The sequence below is a fragment of the Frankia tisae genome (assembly GCF_025403405.1).
Lineage (GTDB): Bacteria > Actinomycetota > Actinomycetes > Frankiales > Frankiaceae > Frankia > Frankia tisai.
The window spans coordinates 1-20,971 of record NZ_JANEZT010000072.1; the positions used below are offsets into that span (position 1 = coordinate 1).

Sequence of the window (20,971 nt, forward strand, 5' to 3'; positions counted from 1 at the left end):
CCTCCCACCCCGGCGACTGGTCCCACCCAGGCCGGGTGGCGCCGCAGGAACGGGCCAGCGCCGGCGTCGCGGGCACCGGCACCGGCACACCGGGACGGCCAAGGTGCCCCTGGTAGAGGCGCACAGCTCCTACCAGCGACGGCGGAAGCGTACCCGCCACCCGGCGCCACTGCTCCTCCGGCTGCGACCAGCCGAAGGCGTCGTCGTCCGGCGGGGCGAGCAGGACGGACAGACAGAGCAGATCATCGTCGCGCCGGAGCAGGGCCTGGTGCACGCCGCCGCCGAGACTCAGCTGGGCGGCGAGCACGCCCCGCCCGCGCAGGTCGTCGATCGATGCCGGCAGCAGCGCGGGCACGCCCAACCGGTCGAATGCCGGCTTCATCTCCAGCACTCGCCGGCAGGCCGCCCACACGGCACGCAGGAACTCGTACGCCTGCACCGCGCGGGGCCCATCCGTCGACGCATACAGATGGACCACGAGCTCTGGCCCGCGCAGGTCGGACCACCCGGCCTGCACGGCATCGCCGGCCATGGTCAGGACCCGGCGTCGGCCGTCGCAGAAGCCTCCGGTGGTGCCTCGCGGCGCCGGATTTCTTCGCCGGAAGCATCGGTCAGCACGTGAATCATTCTGTTCACCCGCTCGCGGACGGGCTGCGTCATCGGCACGGCCGGCTCCTCGCCGAGGCGCGCCGCACGCTTGCGCAGCGCGAGATCCAGCCGTTCCACGGAATTGGTGAATCCCACATCGTCCCCCGCGGACCAGGCCGCCTCAAGACTACCAACGAGGATTCCGAACCGCTCCCAACTACGCAATGTCAACCGGACGCCAAGAGCCTCGCGCAGCGGCGCCAGCCCGCCGTCTGCAATCACCACCTGCACCTCACCGCCGTGCTCCCATGTGCCCGAGCCTACCGCCGGCGGACCGGTCCGGCCGTCACCGGGATTGCGCGATGATGCGTCCGTTGCCCGTCCACCGACCCGATCCGGCGCGGGCTACGGTCAGGCCGACTCCGGAGAGGGCCACTCGTGTCTCTTATGTTGCTCAGCCAGGTAGCACTTCGCGCGCGGCGTATCCGCGTGGTCCTGAACTGGGAGAACTCCGCCACGGCCCCCGGGCTCGATCTCATCCTCGTGTTCCGCGGGAACAGTGACGCGGGTCCAGGCTCCGCGTACGCCATCCACTTCGCCGCCCCGGCCGGTCCGGACGGTGCAATCCGGCATCTGGGTAGAACGGGCGCGGCGGTGATGACCGAACGCGCGGAAATAGATCTGGACGCGCTGCGCGCCGAGGGCGACCAGGTGCTGCTGAGCCTGTCGGCCTCGGGCGGCCGCCTCGCGGACACCCCCGGGGAGCTGTACCGGCGCAGGGAGAGCTGGTTCCACCGCACCGCTGGCTTCGGCGTCGCCGACGGGCTGGCGGGGCTGGGGTCCCGCTTCGCCGTTCCGAGACGTGAAGCTGCTGCCTGACGACCGGCGACCGCCATCGCGGCCGGGAGACAATCGTGATCGCCCGCCCCCAGGCCTTCCGGCACATCCTCATCTGCGCGTACTCGGCGGTCGAGAACGGCATCGGGTCGTTCCGCGGGTTTCATGCGGCGGTGCAGGTCGACGACCACGTCGGTTCGGTGGTAGAAACACCCTTGTACCATCGGGACAACTTCTCCTACTGGGTGGCGATAGCGCGCATCGACCTTTCCGGCGAGGAGGAGGCCATCATCGAGCATGTGGAGACCTACTCGCGCTCCCGCAGTGAGCGGCGGCCGGTTCTCCACGCCGACGGCACGTTCACCATCGACGCGGGGCCGGTGGAGTTCAAGACGCGTTGAGTCACGGCGGCAAAGTCTTCCCCGCCGCCAGTTCACAACGGTCAGGCAGCCTGAACAGGCAATACATATACTCGAGGCGGCGTCGGGGAGGTCATGATCGCTTCTGTGCCGGCCAGGTCGAGACTGCCGGACCACCTGCACCGGTCCGGCGGATCGGTCGGCTGGGAACGGCAAACCGCCGCCGCCGCTTCGAGCCAATACCCGGGGATTTCCTTGCTCCGCGTCAGGAGCACGCTCACGTCGCGTCCCTGCTTTTCTGTCTGAGCAAGAGAACACTGCGCCGCATCGCCCCGCCGCCCGGCCCGAGACCGTCGCCGATGGCAGGGCCTCCGACGAAGCTGCATCCACCTGGCGTCGGCGGCGTCGGTCCACGTTCGTCTACCGATTGGTCTGCCGCCATGCTCGAAGACTCCGGCGAAGCCGCGCCGCCGTTCCTTCCTCCGCTGCCCGCCGGCGACGCGCCCCCTCAGTTCCAGGCGCCGCGGCCGCTCGGCCCCACCCCGGCCGATGCCGCCCCGGTCGACTCCACCGCGGCCGATGCCGCCCCGGCCGACCCCACCGCGGCCGATGCCCCCGATGCCCTTGGCGGTGGTCACAGCGGCGCCTCCGCCGATGCCTCCGGCGCCGCCGACATGACCGGCCGGACCGAACCAGGCGGAGGCGATGCCTCGGCCGACCCGCTCCTCGACCGCCTCGCCGGCATCGAGGCCGCGCTCACCGAGTTCCACCGGCGCTCCGCGCACCGGGAGGCGGTGATCGACCGCCTGCACGAGGACCGCCTTGAACAGCGGTCCGGGGTACGCCGCGCGCTGCTGGACCCGGTCGTCACGGATCTGCTCAGGCTGCATGACGGTCTGTCGGCCGAGTCAGGGCGGATGGCCGGGCTCGGCGACGCGCGCACCGCTGACCTGCTCGCGAGCTTCGCCGACGATGTGGAGCTTGCCCTGGAACGGTGCGGCTTCGACCTGGTCCGCCCGGCGCCCGGGGAGCGTTTCCAGTCCGGCGCCCAGCTCGCCGCGTCCGTGCTCGCGACCGACGACCCCGCCCGCCACAACACCGTCGCCGAGGTCATGCAGGTCGGGGTGCTGGACCGGGAGAGCGGCCGCATGCGGCGGCCCGCGCGCACCCGGGTCTTCCGCCACCAGCAGCCGCCGGCCGGTGGCGCCACCCCCGACACGAATTCCGCACCGGCCTCGCCCGCCCCTGTCCCGCCCGGGCTCTGACACCAGTTCGGGCTCCCACACCTGCGAGGATCCATGGCAACCTACGGCATCGACCTGGGCACGACCTATTCGTGCGTCGCCTACATCGACGACACCGGCCGTCCTGCTGTTGCGAAGAACATGGTCGGCGAGGACACCACCCCTTCGGTGGTGTATTTCGAGACCCCGGACAACGTGGTGGTCGGGCGGGACGCGAAGAACTCGGCGAAGCTCGAGCCGGATCTGGTCGTGTCACTGATCAAGCGGCAGATGGGGCAGGATGTCGAGCTGTCGTTCCACGGCATCACGCACACCCCCGAGAGCATCTCCGCCCTGATCCTCAGCGAGCTGGCCAAGGCCGCGACCGAGTTCACCGGTGAACCCGTTCGCGAGGTTGTGATCACGGTGCCCGCCTACTTCGGGGTGGCGGAGCGGGAGGCGACCCGCAACGCCGGGAAGATCGCCGGGCTGGACGTGCTGAACGTCGTGCCCGAGCCCGTCGCCGCGGCGCTGCACTACGAGGTGGTCGCGCCGGCCGGGGAACGCACGATCCTGGTCTACGACCTCGGCGGCGGGACCTTCGACACGACGGTCATCAGGATTGCCGGCAACGAGATCAACGTCGTCTGCACCGACGGCGACCACCATCTCGGCGGCGTCGACTGGGACGAGCGCATCGTCCGGCATCTGTTGGAGAGCTTTCTCGCCGAGCATCCCGATTCGGAGGCTGCCGACAACGAGGACTTCCTCCAGGAACTCACGATCGCCGCGGAGGAGATGAAGAAGGCGCTGAGCAGCACCACGTCGCGCCGGCACAACATGCGTTTCGGCGGGGACACCGCCCGTGTCGAGCTGACCCGGGAGAGGTTCGAGCAGATCACCGGCGAGCTGCTCGAACGGACGCTCGACATCACCGAGCGGACCGTCTCCACCGCCCGGGAGAAGGGCGTGGACTCGTTCGACGACGTGCTCCTCGTCGGTGGCGCCACACGGATGCCCGCCGTCGCCGCACGCATCACCGAGCGCTTCGGTTTCGAGACGAAGCTGCACGACCCGGACCTCGCGGTGGCGAAGGGCGCGGCCCGCTTCGCGCTGATCGAATCGGTGAAGCTCCGACTCCCCGGGGACGACGGCGGCCAGGCGGGGCAGGCAAAGCCCGGACAGCAGGGCACGGCGGCGTCGCCGGCGGCCGTGCAGCGGGTCGCCGACCAGTTGGGCATCACCACCGAGGCGGTCCGCGAGCTGGCGAAGAAGAAGGTCCGCACCGTGGTGCCCCGCGCGTTCGGCATCAAGGTTGTGGACAGCGCGGATGCGGACCTGCGCCGGCAGAAGGTGGCGCACATCCTCCCGCCGAACACCCCGCTGCCGGCGTCTCCCGACACCGAGCGGTTCGGGACCGTCGAGGACAACCAGACCGAGATCGAGATCGAGATCTGGGAGCAGGCCGGCGCCACCGTCTCCGAGGAGCTCGCCGACAACGCGGCGATCGGCCGGGGGCTGATCAACGGGCTGCCGCCACTGCCGCGCAACTCCCCCATCGACGTCACCTTCACGATGAACGAGACCGGCGTGTTGCGGGTCCACGCGGTCGAACTCAAGACCGGAAAGGACCTGCACATCGAGCTGCAGATCCAGGGACTCACCGAGGAGCAGGTCGAGAGGGCGAGGAACGCCGTGGCGCGGTACACGCTCAGCGAATAACCGACGGGAGGCGCAGCGGACGTCGGCGAAGCGCCGGCGCGGTCGGTGGACGAGAGTGACTCGGGGGTTCAGGTATGGCGTTCGACGCCGAACGGTACCGGAAGGGCGTCGTCGATCCCGCGCGGCGGCAGGGGGTGCCCGCCGACCTCTTCGTGCGCTACGACCTCGACGAGGCGACCGCGGCCGATCCGGCGCTGTTCACCGCCCACGTCGACCAGGTGGTGAGGTACTGGCGGGCGCTGAAGCTCAAGAAGACCCATGCGGAGATCGCGGACGCCCTGCTCGCCGCCCACGCGGAACTGCGCGGCGCCGGCCAGCTTCAGCCGGCCGCGTTCCGGGAGCGCCGCGAGCGTGCGCGCCGAGAACAGCAGGAATACCTGGACCGCCTCGTCACAACGCTCGCCGCGGCCAATCCGTGCATCACCGAGGCGATGGTGGGGCGGCTGCTGTCGGGCGCCGCGGGTGGCGGCGGCGCGCTCGACGCCGCCGCCGTCCGGGCGGCGTTGGGACGACACAACCTGCGGGTCATGGACCGCGAGTGGGAGCTCCCGACCGGGCCGCCGCCGAACCAGGCCCGCGCCCTGCGTGGCCCCCTGGCCGTTCTCGGCCTGCGACTGTCCGTGGAGCTCGTTCTCGGGGCGGACCGGGTCCGCGCCGGTTTCCACCTTCGGGACGGCTTCCGGCTGGCGTCGACGGCGGGCACCGGGCCGGCGGCGGTCACCGAGCAGGAGGTGACCCGGGCGCGGCAGGCCCGCGCCCGCAGCGCCCAGGACGAGCGCCAGACCGCCGCAGAGAACATCTTCGTGATCGTCCTGGGCGCTGTCCGCGCCCCGACCGGATTCGAGGCGCTGATCCGCTGGGAGGTCGTCGAGGCGCTGCGCGGGGGGATCGAGGCGGGCCTGCCGGTGCGCGCGATCGCCGATCAGGCGGCCTCGCTGGGCCTGGTACGCACCGAGGCCGAGGAGCTGGCGGTGATGCTCGTCGAGGCGTGGCGGACCGGCAGCGCCGGGTCCGGCAACACGGCGGCCCAGGAGATCCACGAGGCGCTCGCCGCCGGCCAGCTACGCACCGCCCGCCTGCTTCTCACCAGGGCGCCGGAAGCCGAGCGGGCTGAGCTGGCCGGGCAGGTCGAAGCCGCCGAGGCCAGGGTCCGCACGCTGCTGACCGAGGCCGACGAGGCCGGGGCCGCCGGCCGGCCGGAGTGGGCTGCGGCGCTGCTGGCGGCGGCCGGCGAGATCGCGGCCGACCGCGACGACATCCAGGCGAGGCTGCGGGCGATCCCGCCGCCGCCGCCGCCCTCCGTCGACGCGGGGATCGACGGCGCCCGGGTGAACGTGCGCTGGGCACCGAGCCCCGCCCGCACCGGCGAGGTGCACTACCGGCTGGTGCGGGCGTCCCGCCAGCCCGCGACCGCGCCGGAGGCCGGGACGCTCGTCGCGCGGACCTCGACCAACACCGCGATCGACGAGACCCCGCCGCCGGGGGAACGGATCTTCTACACGGTCTTCGCCAGCCGTGCTGAGGGCATCTGGTCACCGGGCACGCACGCCGCCGCGATGCTGCTCACCCCGGAGGTCCAGGACCTCGCGGTGGTCGCCGACACGAGCTCCGTGACCGGCTCCTGGCGGGCTCCGGCGGGGATCCACGGAGTCGTCGTGCGGCGGACCGACCAGGCCAGCACCGGCCGCGGGTCGAAGCCGACGTCGGTCACCTCGACCGGCTTCACCGATCTCGGCCTCCGCCCGGACCGGACGTACCAGTACCGGATCGAGGCGGTCTACCTCGCGGCGGACGGAACCAGGCACAGCTCGGCCGGACTGGTCGTCACCGCCCGTCCGCAGCGACCTCCCGAACCGGTGACGGACCTCGCCTTCGAGCTGCCCGCCGAATCGGCATCGTCCGCGTCCGGCAGCCAGTCCGCGTCCGGCAGCCAGTCCGCGTCCGGCAGCCAGTCCGCGTCCGGCAGCCAGTCGGCGTCCAGCAGCCAGTCGGCGATCGTGACCTGGACGCCGCCGGCCACCGGCACCGTGGAGATCCGGATGGCCTCGGCCGCGCCGCGGTGGACGCCGGGGACTCGGGTACCCGTCTCGGAGGTCTCCCGGCACGGGGTCGTGCTTCCCGGCGGCCCGGTGCGGCGCGGCGACGGCCGGGTCGCGCTCGCTGTCCGTCCGCGGCACGGCCGCACGTTCCTCACCGCGGTCACCGCCACCGCGGGCGGTTCGGTCGCGGTCGTCGGCACCACCGTGTCGATCTCGCTTGCGGACGCGGTGCGCGGGTTGACCGCAACCCGGTTCGGCGATGCCGTCCGCCTACGGTGGGACTGGCCGCAGGGCGCGAGCCTGGCGCAGGTCCGTTGGAACCCCGCCGACACCTCCGACGGCGGGTCGGGCAGCGGGTCGGGCAGCAGGGCGGGCGGCAGGGCGGGCGGCGAGGTTGAGATCCGGCCGCGGCGTTACACCGACGACGGCGGGATGGAGATCCAGGTCGGCGAAGATTCTGTCACAATTTCAGTACAGACAGTGACCGTCGGGGAGGACGGTCGCACGACCTCCCCGCCCGTGACCGTGCACGTGCCGGGGCGTGCCGTCGAGGTGACCTACCACGTCCGCCCGGCGCACCTGCTGTGGTGGCGAGTCGTCCTCGAGCTGGTCTGCGGCCATTCCTGCCTGCTGCCGCCGCTGGTCGTGGTCGTCAGACCGGACGGAATCATGCCGCTGAGCGCGGCCCACGGCGCCGTGCTGGCCAGCCTTCCAGCCCAGGAGCTCGTCGCGCGGAAGAAGGCGCTGGTCACGCTCTCGGCACCGCGTCGCGCCGTCGCCGGGCTCGCCTGCTTCGTCGACCCGAACGCGCCGCCGAACGGCCGGCACACCCGGGTGACATTGGTTCGCGGCCACCGGACGAGGTGACACCAATGAGCAGCAGACTGGTCTGTCCGTACTGCTACCAACAGTTTGCGGAGAGGGACATATGGTTCCGGTGTTCCGGCCGTCCGGGCCCCACCGGAAAGGCATGTTCGAGCCGTCGGGACGAACGGCTGGCGAAGCGGATGGGGTTCGCCGGGCAGCTCCCCCCGGCATTCTCGGCGGATGGCCGCAAGCGCTCCGCCATCCACCAGGAGTGCCGCGCCGAGACGAACTACCGGCTGTGCCCGGAATGCCATACCCAGCTTCCGGTTCACTTCGGCAAGGTCGAGAACCGGCTCATCGCACTGGTCGGTGCGAAGGAAAGCGGCAAGACGGTGTTCATGACCGTCCTGCTGCACGAGCTGATGCACTCGATCGGGATCCGGTTCGACGCGTCGGTGCTCGGCGCCGACGACGAGACGAGGGACAGTTTCCGCCGGCGGTACGAGGCGCCGCTCTACGACAAGCACGAGCTGGCCGCGCCCACACAGCGTTCGACGGCGCCGACCTCGCGCCGGCCTTTGGTATTCACCTTCACGGTGCGCGGGCGGAGTCTGGGCCGCGCACGCCAGGAACGGACCGTGCTGTCCTTCTTCGACACCGCAGGCGAGGACCTGAACTCGGCGGACAGCGTCGAGCAGAACGCCCGTTACCTCGCCAGCGCCGCGGGCATCATCCTGCTCCTCGATCCACTGACGATGCGGGGCGCCCGGGGCCAGGCCGAACCGGACGCCCCTCGCCCCCGCGAGCAGGACCTGGAAAGCCCGGTCAGCGTTTTGGGACGCATCACCGACCTGCTGCAGCGGGCGCGGGGGACGAAGCCGTCCGAGCTGATCCGAACCCCGGTTGCGGTGGCGTTCTCGAAGATGGACGCGCTCACACGCGGCCTGCCCGAGGAAAGCCCCCTGCGCCGTTCCCAGCCGGTCGGCTCACGATTCGACTCGGCCGACAGCCGCAGCGTCCACGACCATGTCCGGGCGCTGTTGGACGAATGGGAGGGGTCGGCCATCGACCAGACCCTGCGCCACAACTACTCGCGCTACCGGTATTTCGGGCTGTCGGCGCTCGGGGCCACCCCCACGGCCGACCGACGGGTGGCGACCGGCGTGGTCCAGCCCTACCGGGTCGCCGACCCGCTTCTCTGGCTGCTCAGCGAGTTCGGCGCCATCCCCAGGACAAAAGGCTGACGGCGGAAGGGCCGACATGGTGTTCAGGCAGCTGTACTACACGTCGTGTGAGGTCGGCCTCTCGGGATACCCCGGATTCCAGTTCAACGCGACGAGCCCCGGGATCGCGCCGGAGCTGCTGAGGCGGGTCGAGTCGTTCACCGCCTACGATCCGCCGAGCTCGCTTCCGTACAACGCGGACGCCGCGGCGATAGCCGCCTGCCCGGTGAACCTCTGCTTCTCCCCGGCCGAGGACGGCACGGTGCTGGCGAACGTCGTCTTCGTGGGCGCGGACTACTCGAACCGGTTCGGGAACTATTTCGCGCACGCCCTGGTCACCGAGGACACCGCGGCGGATCTCGGCGAGGCCCTGCCCATCGAGCTGTGGGGTGCGCCGGTGTGGACCTCCACCCCGGTGACCACCAGCGTCGACCTGCCGGTACTCAGCGGCCAACCGCCGCGCGGACAGCTCGACCGCCGCCGGGTCGCCGCCTTCCTGCAGGCGCACGGCGGCCGGGCCATGCTTCCAGCCCTGCTGTCCGCGGCGGCCCGGGTCGTCACCGGTGAGCGTCAGACGATCGTCCTCGTCGAGCAGGACAGCGAGGCCGCCGCGAGCTGGATCGGTGCCGTCTCCTACCTGCTTCCCCCGTCCCTGGCCCAGCGGATGTCCTTCGCCACCTACCACCACCGGCCCGCGTACAGCGACCTGAACCTGGTGGCGACGGTGCCCGACGCCGACGTCGACCGCAGCGACGGCGCGTTCGCGAGTTTCCTGCTGTTCGACCTACCGGCCGCGCGCAGCAGTGAGGTGCCCGTCGAGCCGTGGGCGGACCTGCTCGTCGAGACCGGCGTGGAGCACGCCGGCGCGCTGTGGGCGGCCGCCGCCGAGCTGGGCGGCGGGATACCGAACCGATCGGCGCAGTGGCATCCGCTGCTGGCCGCGGCGCTGTTCTGGCCCGGTGAACGCCCGGCGGGCACCGGGCCGACGGTGGTGGCGGCGGCCGCCACCGCGGCACGGTGGCTCAGCCGCCAGGCGGCGGCCCTGGACCCGCGGACGGTCGAACGGATCGGCGTCGGCGCGCTGCAGGCGCTCGCCGAGGGCAGACCGGCGGGCATGGGCGCCGCGCTCACCGCCCTCACGACGGCGGCGGAGGTGAGCGGCGCCGAGCGGCTGGCCGTCGCCGTGGAGATGCTCGCGGTGGACCTCGAGGTCGAGGCGCTGCTGGCCCGCCAACCCGCCGACGGCACCTGGAACGTGCCGCTGCAGTCGGCCGCCGGCCGCGCCCACGCCCGCGACCGCTGCACCCAGGCCCTGTACGGAGCCCCGGACGACGTGGCGACGGCGCTGCTGCACCTGGCCGCCCGAGAGGAGCTTGACCTGGCCGCCCACCTGCTGCGGGCCTGCGGGGAACGGCTGATCGGGCCTGCGGTGCTGGCCGGGCGCTCAACGGCGAACGCGGAGCTGATGCGGGCCTGGGCGCCGCTGCGCGCGGGCGTGGTGCGCCATCTCGCCGCCGTCGCGACGGACGAACCCGACCGGCTCGTCGCCGCGATCGCCGACGGCCTCGTCGAGCCCCTGAGCGACGACGAGACGCAGGACGTTCCCGCCCTGCACGAGGCCCGGCTGATCGCCCGGTCCCGCCGGGACCCGCGGCTTCGGGTGGACACGCTGGCCGAGATCGCACGGTTGCGGACAGCCGCTCCAGGGCCGGGCGACGGACCCGCCGTGCGCGCGGACCTGCTGCGGCGAATCTGGCCCGGCGGAGCGTGGACCCCGGCCGAGGCGCTGGGCGTGCTCCAGCGGTTCGACGACGCCGAACTGACCGCGCCCGCCCCGCTGGCCTGGCTGAACGCGGTCTTCACCCTGGAGCGCCCGGACACGGCCGGCGGGGCGGACCTCAGCGACCTCGGCGACCTCGGCGACCTCGAGGAGCTGTGCCACGCGGTCGAGCAGGCGCCGATCGCGGCGCGGCTGAGCCAGCCCGCCCGCGCGACCATCACCCGGATGGCGACCATCGGACGCCGGCTCGCCGCCGCCACCGCCCCCGACAAGCAGGCCGCCGTCCTGACCTCGGACCTCGACCGGCTGCCCGAGACGCAGCGCAGGCACAACCTCGGCAAGCTGACCGAGCTGCTGAACGGGGCCGCGGCCCGGGAACTCCCCGCGATCTTCGAGTCCTGCCCACCGGACGCGGTGGAGCACTACCTCGTCAGCGTGCACGCCTACCTCGGCCGTGAGCGGGCTCGGGCGGACATCGCCGGCCGGCTGTTCTACGTGCTGGTCGTGCTGCGGCGCAGGCGGGCCCACAACGCCCGCGCCGTCGTCGCGATCATCGAGCGGCATCTGCTCGACGAGCTGACCAGGTGGCATTCCCAGGACCTGCAGGCCGTGCAGGCCCAGATCCGGAAGATCGACTCCGCGGTCGCCGCGGAGTTCGCCGACTGGCGGGACCTGAACGCCGCCGGTTGGTTGCGCCGGATGCGGACGAGGCGCCGGCTCGAGAACGAGGCCAGGGCACCTCGGCAGGCCGTGGAACGAAAAAAGAAAAAGGCAGAACGAAAGAAAAAGGCAGAACAGAAAAGGACGAAGAACCGGTAGCGGTGACGAGTTCCTGATTCGACGACGCCGAGACGGGCCACAGCGCAGCGCCAGGGAGATGACCACGGTTGGGCACACTGATCCTGTTGGCCTTGGGCGCCTGGCTGATCTTCCTGTTCTTCGCCATACCCGGGCCGTTCATCACCGCGGCCACGGCCCTCTACTTCGCCGGGCTGCTGGTAGTCGCCTCCTTTCAGGAGTTCGGCCGCGCGATGGGACTGGGCCCCAGTCCCGCCGCCGCCGTGCCGGAACGCCCGCCGCCGCGGCGCACCGAGGACGGCAGGGAGCCTGCGTACCGCCAGTACCTGTTCCAGCAGGCCGGCCGCGACCTGCGGCACGCGTACCGGCTGGTCTGGCCGCGGCTGAAGGCCATCGTCACCGGCCACCGGCGCCAGGTGAAGAACACGTTCTTCGGCTACGGGCCGATGGACTGGCGCTGGCCGGTCGGCGTCGTCCTCACGGTCGGCCAGCTGACGGGAACACTGCTCGGCCTCACCGTGATCTCGCTGGTGGCGGCGGCCCAGGGCATCGTGCTGCTCGGCGTCGGCCTGGTCGCCCTGCTGGGGATCTACCTGCTGCGCGGAGTCGATACCGTCCTGTTGTGGATCCGGGGTGTGCGCATCACCTGCCCGGCCTGCTACCGACGCGGCTTCTACCCGGTCTACGAGTGCCGCAACTGCACCGCCCGCCACCACGACGTGCGGCCCGGCCGGTACGGCGTCGTCCGGCGGGTCTGCGCGTGCGGGGAGCGCCTGCCCACGCTCCTGCTGCTGGGCAGCTATCGCATGAAGGCGTTCTGCGCGCACTGCGAGGCCCCGTTGGCCGACCGTGTCGGCACCTCCGCCGAGGTCGTCCTGCCGGTGTTCGGCGCGGCCGGAGCCGGCAAGACCCGCCTGATGATCGTCATCATGATGGCCGTCGACGCGATCGCCCGGCGCAGCGACGCCACCCTGCAGCTCGCCGACGAGGACACCCGGCGGTGGGACGCCCAGGCCCGCCGCGAGCTCCTCGGCTCGGACAACGTCGCGAAGACCAGGATCCGGCTGCCGCGGGCCTACTCGATGTACATCGAGCCCCGTCGCGGCAGCCGCCGGCTGGTGCACGTCTTCGATCCGGCCGGCGAGTACTTCAACGAATCCGACCGGCTGCAGGAGCTGCAGTTCCTCCGGCTGGCACGCACCTTTCTCTTCGTCGTCGACCCCCTTTCGATCGACGGTCTGTGGTCCCGACTCGACCGCGGCGCCCAGGACCGGAACCGCAGCATCCGGGCGCGGCGCGAACCCGAGTTCGTCTTTGCGCAGACGGTCCAGAACCTCGAAGCGATGGGTGTGCCGACGGAGAAGAGCCGGCTCGTCGTCGTCGTGAGCAAACGGGATCTCATCAGCCGGCTACTGAGCGACGACGGCGTGGAGGACGGCGACGAGGCCGTCGCGCGCTGGCTCGACGAGAACCTGCACCAGGGGAACATGCTTCGGGCGATGCGGCACGCGTTCGGCGAGGTCTCCTTCTTTCTCACGACGTCCGTCGTCTCCGCCGACCATCAGGTCGACGACAGCGTCGAACGACTCACGTCCTGGACGCTCGCGCGCCAGGGCCTGCGGCTGTCGGGGTGATGTCTCGATGATCGGGATGGTGATCGGGATGGTGGCAGTGCCCAACGCCGTCGGGGAGCGTCGCCCGTGAGCGCCACCGAGATCGACCCGTACCGCCGGTGGCGCCGGAGCCTGTTCTGGATCTCGGTGCCGCTGGCCGCGCTGGCGATCCTGCTCGTCGCGGGCGTCATCGCGCTGGTCGTCGTCGCGAACCGGTCCGGCCCGGATCGTCACCCGGCGGCCTTCTCGGCACCCGCGGCGACGAACATGATCGACAGGCTGCTGTCGACGGTCTGGCGCGCGGCGGGCGACGACTCGGCGGAGCGGGGCTGACATGGCCGGGAGGATGACGGCGATCCGAACCGCGATCGTGCCCTGTGCGGAGGTCGACGAGGCGGTCGACGAGGACGAGCAGATCCTCGCCGCGGCGACGGACCTGCCGAGCCGGCTCGCCGCCACCCAGAACCTCGCGATCTCGCTGCAGTCGCGCTTCCAGTGCCGGCGCGATCTTTCGGATCTGGACCGGGCCATCGACGTGATCCGCGGCACCGATGGGGATCTCGACACGGCCGGCCCCGTCCGCATCGTGATCGACGCGCAGTTGATGTCCTGTCTCATCGCGACCAGCCGGCTGGAGGACGCCCGGGAGGCGCGCGAGATCGGCGCACGGCTGCTGCGGGCGGCCGGTCCGGTGGGCGAGGTCCGGGCCGGGGCCGCCGCCATGCTCGGCATGGCCGCGATGATCTGCTTCCGGCACACCTCCGATCCCACGGACGCCGAGGAGTTCGTCGATCTCCTCGAGGAGGCGGTCGGCGGCGTCGCCGACGGCTCGCCGTCGCAGCTGGTCGTCCAGGGCGCGCTCCTCGCCGCGCTGACCATCCGGTACCGGTTCAGCCCCGCGCGCGAGCGGGACCTGGACCGGGCCGTGGAAGTCTTCGACCAGCTCGATCCCGTCACCGCCGGCGGGGACCCCGAGGGGGTCGTCCAGTTCGCCTGCGGTGCGCTGGTCGACGCTCTCATCGATCGGCACGAGCGGCGTCACGACCCGGCCGACCTGCGCACGGCGCAACGGATTCGGGACAGCATGCCGAGTCACTCCCAGGGCTTTGTCCAGGAGAGCCCGGCGGCGTGGGATCCGCAGGCGTTCCGCCACTACTCCTCGTTCCGGCAGACCCAGGATCCCGAGTTCCTGAACCAGGCGATCCACGCCCAGGAACGCGCGATGAACGAACCGAACCGGACCGACCGGCAGCGGGCGTCGTTCGCCTACATGCTCGCGATCTGCCGCTTCACCCGTTTCATGGCCCATCGGGGACGCGGGCACGACGACCTCAACCGGGCCGTCGAGCTCCTGCGGGACGCGCGCCGGGACTGGCGTGACACCATCCTCGTGCACAGTTCCGCCCAGCTTCTCGCCCGGTTCCTCGTGCAGCGCTACATGGCCCTGGGGCGTCCCGCCGATCTCCGTGAGGCCCGCGTCGTGCTGGAGTCGGCGCTGCGCACGGGTCCAGTCGAGCGCCACGCCAAGACGTCGATCCTGATAATGATCGCGTACTGTGACTCCGCCCGGGCGGAACGCGACGGTGACGACGAGGCCGCGGAACGGGCGATGGACCGGTTCGAGGAACTGACCGAACTGATGCCCGAAGGATCGATGGAGGCGGTGGCCGTCCAGACGACGCTCGCCGGCGTGCTGCAGGCCAAGGCCACCACGACCCGGCTGCCCGAGGACACGGCGCGGGCCTACCGGGCGTCGCGCGCCGCCTGCTCGCATGCGGGCTCGAGCCCGCTCGCGACCGTGCCGTGCGCCGAGGGATGGGGACATCTGGGCTGGCGCCGGGAGGACTACGCCGAGGCGGCACAGGCCTACGGGCACGCCGTGGCCGGCCTGCAGACCATCGCCGTCCTCTACCCCCGGCGCGAGGACAAGCAGGACTGGCTGGGCCGTGCCGGGTCGATGGCCGCCCGGGCGGCGTTCGCACTGGCCCGCCTCGGCCGGGCCGAACAGGCCGTCGAGGTGCTGGAAGCCGGTCGGGCCGTCCTGCTGTCGGAGGCCCTGGACCGCCAGCATGTGGATCTGGACCGGCTGAGCGCCGCCGGCCACGGCGCCCTGCGGGACCGGTACGAACGCGCGGCGGCTCGCGGTGCGAAGGCGGAGCGCATGTTCGAACCCGACTACGACAACGAGTACGTTCCGACGATCGACCCCACCGGGCAGGACCCCGGGGCGCCCCTGCGCGAGCTGTCGGACGAGCTCGGCGACGCCCGCGAGCAGCTCCGCCGGGTGGTGGACGAGATCAGGTCGGTACCGGGGTACGAAACCTTCCTGCTCCCGCCGTCGTTCGCCGACGTCCAGGGCGTCGTGCGCGCCGCACGGGTGCCGCTCGTCTACCTCGCCGCCACGCCACGCGGCGGGCTCGCCCTCGTGGTCACCGCCTCGCGGCACACCGCGGTCGAGGTCGTCTGGCTTCCTGAGCTGACCATCGCCCACGAACGCACCTGGGTCGGCCGGTGCGTGCTGGCCGCCGAGGACGGCGACTTCGACGCCTACGACGAGGCCTCCCGCTGGCTCGGGCGGGCGGTGATGGGGCCGGTGATGAAGCTGCTCGCGCCCTACCGGCGAGCCGTCCTCGTGCCCGACGGCCTGCTCGGTTCCGCGCCCCTGCACGCGGTGACGCTGCCGGCGACCGACGGCGGCGGGGGCTCCTACGCCCTCGACCGGCTCACCCTCGGTTACGCGCCGAGCGCCCGCGCGCTCGGCGCCCACCAGGGCGCGGCCCGCCCGGACCGCTCCGGCGAACTGCTGCTCGCCGTCGCCGATCCCGCCTCGGCCGGGCAGCGTGCGCTGCCCGGGGCGCAGATCGAAACCGACATCATCGCGCGGCACTTCGGACCGGACGCCCAGGTCCTTCGCGGCGGCGAGGCAACCCGGGCGCGGGTGCTGTCGATCCTGGCCGCCTCCGACGTGCTGCATTTCGCCTGTCACGCGACGGCCAGGCCGATGGACCCACTCGGCAGCCACCTGCAGCTCGCCGGCGGCCAGCTGATCACCCTGCGGGACATCGGTGGGCTCGACGGGTTGAATCCCCGCCTGACCGTGCTGTCCGCCTGCCAGACTGCCGTCATCGGCGACGACCTGCCGGACGAGCTCGTCAGCCTCGCCACCGGCCTGCTCCAGGCCGGTTCGACCGGCGTCGTGGCCACCCAGTGGTCGGTGGACGACGTCGCCAGCTCGGCGCTGATGGCCCGCTTCTACCAGCTCTGGCGGGATGAGGGCGTCGACGCGGACCACGCCCTGCGCCGAGCCCAGCTCTGGGTACGCCGCACGACGAACGGAGAGAAGGTCCGCGAGTTCCCGGATCTGCTCCGCATTCCCCGGTACGCACCGGCCGCCGGCGCACCGGCCGCTTCCCGCCATGCCTGGGAGTCCCGCCGAAGCCACGAGCATCCCGTCTACTGGGCCGCCTTCACCTTCCTCGGCCGCCCATAGCGCACGCCGACCCCGGGCGGGCGAAGCCGGCGGATCGACGATCTCGCCGCGTCCCGCCGGGTGCTCGACGCGGTGATCACCGCTGGCGAGAGCGAGCCCTATGACATCATCCGACCACGGGATCGCCCGGACGACCGCGCGGCCAACCCGACCAGGTGAGGATGTGCACGTGGTCAGTGCGAGCGGGTGGCGGCTGCCGGTGGCGGCGGGACTGGAGCTGCACGTCGAGGACGTGCGGCCGGACGACGACCGCCCGCCCGGCGCGACAGCCCCGCCCGGCGCCCCACACGCGGGGGTCGACGCCTTACGTGAGGAGGTCGACGCCCCACGTGCGGGGTCCGGCGTGGAGGACGGCCCGGTCGTGCTGGTCCACGGGATCGCCGGCAGCACCGCGGACTGGGCCGCGGTGGCACCCGAACTGGCCGCATCGCGCCACGTCATCGCCTACGACCATCGAGGGCACGGCGCGAGCGGCCGAGCACCCGGCGGACGAACGGACTACACCTTCGACCTGCTCCTCGCCGACCTCACCGCCGTGGTCGCAACACTCGAACCGGCCAGGATCCACCTCATCGGCCACTCCCTCGGCGGCGTGATCGCACTGCGATACACCCTGGAACACCCCGACCGAGTGCGCTCCCTCGTCCTCGTCGACACCGCGGCCACCCCAGCCACCGCCACCGGCCCGATCGCGAAACGCGTCGTGGCCGCGGTACTGGAGGGGGTGGCCGCGATCGTGTCGCGCACCGGCGCCAACAGTGTCAACGGCCGGGGCGGGGCGGTTGCGCTTGCCGCGCTGGGCCGGGAACTCGCCGGTTATCCCTCGCTGGTCCCCCGGCTCGGCGAGATCACCGTGCCGACGACCGTCATCGTCGGCGAGCGCGATTCCATGTTGCGGTCGAGTGCGCAGACCCTGGCGCACGGCATCCAGGCCGCTCATCTCGCCGTGATCGCCGAGGCCGGCCACTGCCCGCACATCAGCCGTCCGCTCGCCTGGCTGGCCGCCGTCGTCGACCACCTCGCCCGCGCCGAGGCGGCCGTGGCCGGCGGCGCCCTGGCCGGTTGACGGGCATCCCACCGGGCTGGCGAAGGCCAGGCCAGGCCAGGCCAGCAGGGTCGCACCCTTCAGCGCGCACCACAGGCTGAAGGCGGCGAAGGCGGCGAAGGCGGCGATCCAGAGCAGGGCTGGGATGTGGGTGCTCCCGGCGAGCCTGTCGGCGTCCGACCCGACGGCGCCGAGCCGGCGGGCCCGGTACAGCACCAGCACCGACCGCGGACCGGAGAACAGCAGCACCCAGGTGAGCAGGTAGGCGTACCAGGTCTGTGCCCAGTCCGGGCAGTAGCGGGCGGTGAGCACGATGGAGGCCCCCACGATGACGACCATGCGCTCGCCGAAGCCGTTGCGCACCACGAGCAGCAGGGCGGCGAGCGCGAGCACCCCCAGGATGAGGACGGCCGTGACCTTCCCCGCTGCCAGCAGCCGCGCCGAGCAGACCCCGACGAGGGACGGGAAGAGGTAACCCGCGGCCCGGGTCGCGAACAGCCCGACCCCGCTGCGCCGGCCGAAGGACCAGGTCAAGCCGCTGCCGTCCGCTTCCACCAGACGGCGGCCAGCGCCCCACCCGACCCGACCACCATCGTTTCCACCGAGCCCCCGTCTCAAGGCTGCTTCCCTGGGGGTCGGCCGAAAGGTCCCGCCGCGCAGGTCCCGCCGCGCAGGTCCCGCCGCGCAGGTCCCGCCGCGGTCCGCCAGGCACGTCTCGCCGGCACGACGCGGCGGCCTCCCCCGAGCCTGCGGACGATCATCCCAGCCCGCAACGGCCGCTTCCCCGCCTCATTCCGGTTTCCGGGATCGCCCCTCGAGCAGAACCGAGAAATCACCTGCCGGATCGCCTGCCCCGGGGTTGACTTGGAGCGCGCTCTCATCGTTACGGTCTGCTGGGGCGACGATCCATGCTGAACGATCCCCGCCTGCCCGGAGCCCTGCCCGCTCGATCCCTCCGGCCAGGCAGCACGGGGACGGCCGCGGCCGCGCGGGATCGGCGAGGACACCTGCAGGGCCAACGATGACGAGCAGGAGGCTCCACCCATGCGGTACCGCAAGCTCGCCCGGACCGGCGTCGAGGTCAGCACCCAGTGCCTGGGCGCCATGATGTTCGGCGCCTTCGGCAACACCGATCACGACGAGTGTGTACGCATTATCGGCCGCGCGCTCGACGCGGGCATCAACTTCATCGACACCGCCGACGTCTACTCGCAGGGCGAGAGCGAGCAGATCGTCGGCCGGGCCATCAAGGGCCGCCGCGACGACATCGTCCTGGCCACCAAGTGCTTCACCCAGATGGGCGAGGAGCGCAACCACCGCGGCGGCTCCCGGCGCTGGATCACCCGGGCGGTCGAGGACAGCCTGCGCCGCCTCGACACCGACTACATCGACCTGTACCAGGTGCACCGCCACGACTGGGACGTCGACCTGGAGGAGACCCTCGGCGCCCTGACCGACCTCGTCCATCAGGGCAAGGTCCGCTACCTGGGCTCGTCGTCGTTCCCCGCCGACTGGATCGTCGAGGCGCAGTGGGCCGCGCGCCGGCGCAACAGCGAGCGGTTCGTCTGCGAGCAGCCGCAGTACTCGATCTTCGCCCGGTCGATCGAGGACGGAGTGCTGCCCGCGACGCTGCGCCACGACGTGGGCGTCATCCCGTGGAGCCCGCTGGCCGGCGGCTGGCTGACGGGTAAGTACCGGCGGGACGCCGAGATCCCGTCGGGCGCGCGCTACGGATCGGAGGGTATGTTCGCCCGCCGCCGCGGCGGTGCCGGGTTGGACGAGGACCCGAGCACGCCCGCCCGGTACGACGCGGTGGAGGGGCTCGCCACGATCGCCGAGCAGGCCGGGATCTCGCTGACTCACCTGGCACTGGCGTTCGTGGACAGCCACCCGGCGGTGACGTCGACGATCATCGGGCCGAAGACGATGGTGCAGCTCGACGACGTGCTCGCCGGCGCCGACATCACCCTCGACACGACCACCCTCGACGCCATCGACAAGGTCGTCCCCCCGGGCACCGACATCGCGGGGGTCGAGCACCACAGCGGGGATCCGTCCCTGCGACCCGCGTCCCGCCGCCGCACCGGCTGACCGCACCTTCCTTGCCCTTCCACAGGGGAAACCGGACGCCGAACCCTGTGGAAGGCAAGGAAGGCCGGCCACCCGTCACCGAGCTCGGGCGCGGCGTCAGCGGGCTGTCAGCGACTCGCGGGTGGATGGGCCCAGACGAGCTCGGCCAGCTCGGGCACCAGCTCCGCCCCGGCGCCCAGGCGCAGGTCGGCGTCGACGCGGCCCTCGATCGCGACGAGGCGGCCCTCGATCGCGACGAGGCGGCCCTCGATCGCGACGACGCGGCGTTCGATCGCGACGACGCGGCGTTCGTCGAGCCGGGCGAAGGGGGCGTCGGCGACGCCGACCGTCGCCGCGGGGACCCTGGATCCGGTCCGGATCTCCAGCGGGCCCAGCACGCAGATCTCCACGGCCCGATTGTGCCTGGCCGCCACCCCTGCGGTCGACGTCATTACCGGCGCAGACGGCGCAGATGGCTGGGCGCGAGCCCGGTGCCGCGACCGGACCGGACCGGCCGCCCTAAGATCGCCCCCGATGCCGTTGGAATTGCAGCGACCATGTGGGGGGAGCCCGCGCGATGAACGGTTCCGATCTTCTCGCCGATGCCTTCGGGCGGATCCGGGACGAGGTGCGCGACGCCCTCGCCGAGCTCGACGAGGAGCAGCTCGCCCTCCGCGTCGACGGGACGTCCAACTCCATCGGCTGGCTGGTGTGGCACCTGACTCGGGTTCAGGACGACCACGTCGCCGACGTCGCCGGGCTCGAGCAGGTCTGGACCGCGGGCGGCTTCGCGGACCGGTTCGCGCTGGCGCTGCCCGTCGCGTCGCTCGGCTACGGGCACACGACCGAGGAGGTCGACGCCGTCCGGGTGGCCGACCCGGCGCTGCTCGTCGGCTACCACGAGGCCGTCCACGACCAGACCGTCCGCTACCTTGCCACGCTCACCGACAGCGACTTCGACCGCGTGGTGGACGAACGGTGGGAGCCCCCTGTCACCCTTGGGGTCCGCCTGATCAGCGTCGTTTCGGACGACCTCCAGCATGTGGGCCAGGCGGCGTTTCTGCGAGGCATCATCGAGCGAAGGCAGTCGTGACGGCGCCGGGACGACGGCCCACCGGCCGCCCGGACGTTTCGTCACCGCGGCCAGGATCCCATCGCATATTCGGCAAAAGGTAGGCGTCGTGCCCCATTGTTTCGTTGCCGGCGACGGTCAGCTCATCGTGCTCGACGTCTGGCGGCCCACCGAGGCCTTCCACCAGTTCTTCATCGACCCACCCGCCATCGACATTCTCATGCGAGACGCCGGGGTCGCCAACCCGCCCGAGATCCCCTTCTGGCAACCGACCGAGGGCGCCCCCGAAACACCCTGAGTCACCC

At 72.0% G+C, this 20,971-nt stretch carries 17 protein-coding genes and 1 pseudogene; 14 read left to right on the top strand and 4 right to left on the bottom strand.

All coding sequences use genetic code 11. The annotated features are described in order from the left end of the window. Both NBZ85_RS09575 and NBZ85_RS09580 read right to left on the bottom strand, forming a co-directional pair. Nucleotides 1-532 (bottom strand): CATRA conflict system CASPASE/TPR repeat-associated protein (locus tag NBZ85_RS09575; protein WP_261561815.1); only part of this gene is annotated, 532 nt, incomplete at its 3' end. Nucleotides 533-534: 2 nt separating this feature from the next. After that, nucleotides 535-873, bottom strand: coding sequence for a CATRA system-associated protein (locus NBZ85_RS09580; RefSeq protein WP_261559559.1), 339 nt, complete (start codon nt 871-873; stop codon nt 535-537). Between the two features lie 153 nt (nt 874-1,026). Here NBZ85_RS09580 and NBZ85_RS09585 point away from each other — a divergent pair, with 153 nt between their 5' ends. The 11 genes from NBZ85_RS09585 to NBZ85_RS09635 all read left to right on the top strand — a co-directional run bounded on the left by NBZ85_RS09585 (nt 1,027) and on the right by NBZ85_RS09635 (nt 17,545). After that, complete coding sequence (locus tag NBZ85_RS09585) at nt 1,027-1,467, top strand: TerD family protein (RefSeq protein ID WP_261559560.1); 441 nt, start codon at nt 1,027-1,029, stop codon at nt 1,465-1,467. A gap of 35 nt (nt 1,468-1,502) precedes the next feature. Continuing rightward, the gene (locus tag NBZ85_RS09590) at nt 1,503-1,826 is read left to right on the top strand and encodes a hypothetical protein (protein ID WP_261559562.1); all 324 of its coding nucleotides are present in this window, start codon (nt 1,503-1,505) and stop codon (nt 1,824-1,826) included. Between the two features lie 398 nt (nt 1,827-2,224). Next, complete coding sequence (locus NBZ85_RS09595; RefSeq protein ID WP_261561816.1) at nt 2,225-3,049, top strand: hypothetical protein; 825 nt, start codon at nt 2,225-2,227, stop codon at nt 3,047-3,049. Between the two features lie 33 nt (nt 3,050-3,082). Beyond that, on the top strand, nt 3,083-4,729 hold the full coding sequence (locus NBZ85_RS09600; RefSeq protein ID WP_261556382.1) for an Hsp70 family protein: 1,647 nt from the start codon (nt 3,083-3,085) through the stop codon (nt 4,727-4,729). A 74-nt stretch (nt 4,730-4,803) separates the two neighbouring features. Then, the gene (locus NBZ85_RS09605) at nt 4,804-7,635 is read left to right on the top strand and encodes a fibronectin type III domain-containing protein (RefSeq protein ID WP_261556383.1); all 2,832 of its coding nucleotides are present in this window, start codon (nt 4,804-4,806) and stop codon (nt 7,633-7,635) included. A 140-nt stretch (nt 7,636-7,775) separates the two neighbouring features. Next, the gene (locus NBZ85_RS09610; protein WP_261556384.1) at nt 7,776-8,819 is read left to right on the top strand and encodes a TRAFAC clade GTPase domain-containing protein; all 1,044 of its coding nucleotides are present in this window, start codon (nt 7,776-7,778) and stop codon (nt 8,817-8,819) included. A 16-nt stretch (nt 8,820-8,835) separates the two neighbouring features. After that, entirely contained in the window at nt 8,836-11,397 is a 2,562-nt protein-coding gene (locus NBZ85_RS09615; RefSeq protein ID WP_261561817.1) for a GTPase-associated protein 1-related protein, read from the top strand. 68 nt (nt 11,398-11,465) lie between these two features. Continuing rightward, the gene (locus NBZ85_RS09620) at nt 11,466-13,010 is read left to right on the top strand and encodes a TRAFAC clade GTPase domain-containing protein (protein ID WP_261556387.1); all 1,545 of its coding nucleotides are present in this window, start codon (nt 11,466-11,468) and stop codon (nt 13,008-13,010) included. Between the two features lie 66 nt (nt 13,011-13,076). Beyond that, nucleotides 13,077-13,322, top strand: coding sequence for a hypothetical protein (locus NBZ85_RS09625; RefSeq protein WP_261556388.1), 246 nt, complete (start codon nt 13,077-13,079; stop codon nt 13,320-13,322). A gap of 13 nt (nt 13,323-13,335) precedes the next feature. Beyond that, nucleotides 13,336-16,479 carry a CHAT domain-containing protein gene (locus NBZ85_RS09630; RefSeq protein WP_261556389.1) on the top strand — a complete coding sequence of 1,048 codons (3,144 nt, stop codon included), beginning with the start codon at nt 13,336-13,338 and terminating at the stop codon, nt 16,477-16,479. Between the two features lie 169 nt (nt 16,480-16,648). Then, complete coding sequence (locus tag NBZ85_RS09635; RefSeq protein WP_261561818.1) at nt 16,649-17,545, top strand: alpha/beta fold hydrolase; 897 nt, start codon at nt 16,649-16,651, stop codon at nt 17,543-17,545. A gap of 126 nt (nt 17,546-17,671) precedes the next feature. Here the strand turns inward: NBZ85_RS09635 and NBZ85_RS09640 are convergent. Then, nucleotides 17,672-18,079: pseudogene (locus NBZ85_RS09640) on the bottom strand (M50 family metallopeptidase); the annotation flags it as partial. A gap of 489 nt (nt 18,080-18,568) precedes the next feature. On the opposite strand from NBZ85_RS09640, the gene NBZ85_RS09645 reads away from it, so the two are divergent. Further along, complete coding sequence (locus NBZ85_RS09645; protein ID WP_261556392.1) at nt 18,569-19,615, top strand: aldo/keto reductase; 1,047 nt, start codon at nt 18,569-18,571, stop codon at nt 19,613-19,615. 107 nt (nt 19,616-19,722) lie between these two features. On the opposite strand, the gene NBZ85_RS09650 is transcribed toward NBZ85_RS09645, so the two are convergent. Beyond that, on the bottom strand, nt 19,723-20,046 hold the full coding sequence (locus tag NBZ85_RS09650) for a hypothetical protein (protein ID WP_261556393.1): 324 nt from the start codon (nt 20,044-20,046) through the stop codon (nt 19,723-19,725). A 125-nt stretch (nt 20,047-20,171) separates the two neighbouring features. On the opposite strand from NBZ85_RS09650, the gene NBZ85_RS09655 reads away from it, so the two are divergent. Together NBZ85_RS09655 and NBZ85_RS09660 are read left to right on the top strand one after the other, a co-directional pair. Then, the gene (locus NBZ85_RS09655; RefSeq protein WP_261556394.1) at nt 20,172-20,687 is read left to right on the top strand and encodes a mycothiol transferase; all 516 of its coding nucleotides are present in this window, start codon (nt 20,172-20,174) and stop codon (nt 20,685-20,687) included. Between the two features lie 88 nt (nt 20,688-20,775). Next, entirely contained in the window at nt 20,776-20,964 is a 189-nt protein-coding gene (locus tag NBZ85_RS09660) for a hypothetical protein (RefSeq protein WP_261561819.1), read from the top strand. Nucleotides 20,965-20,971 lie beyond the last annotated feature (7 nt).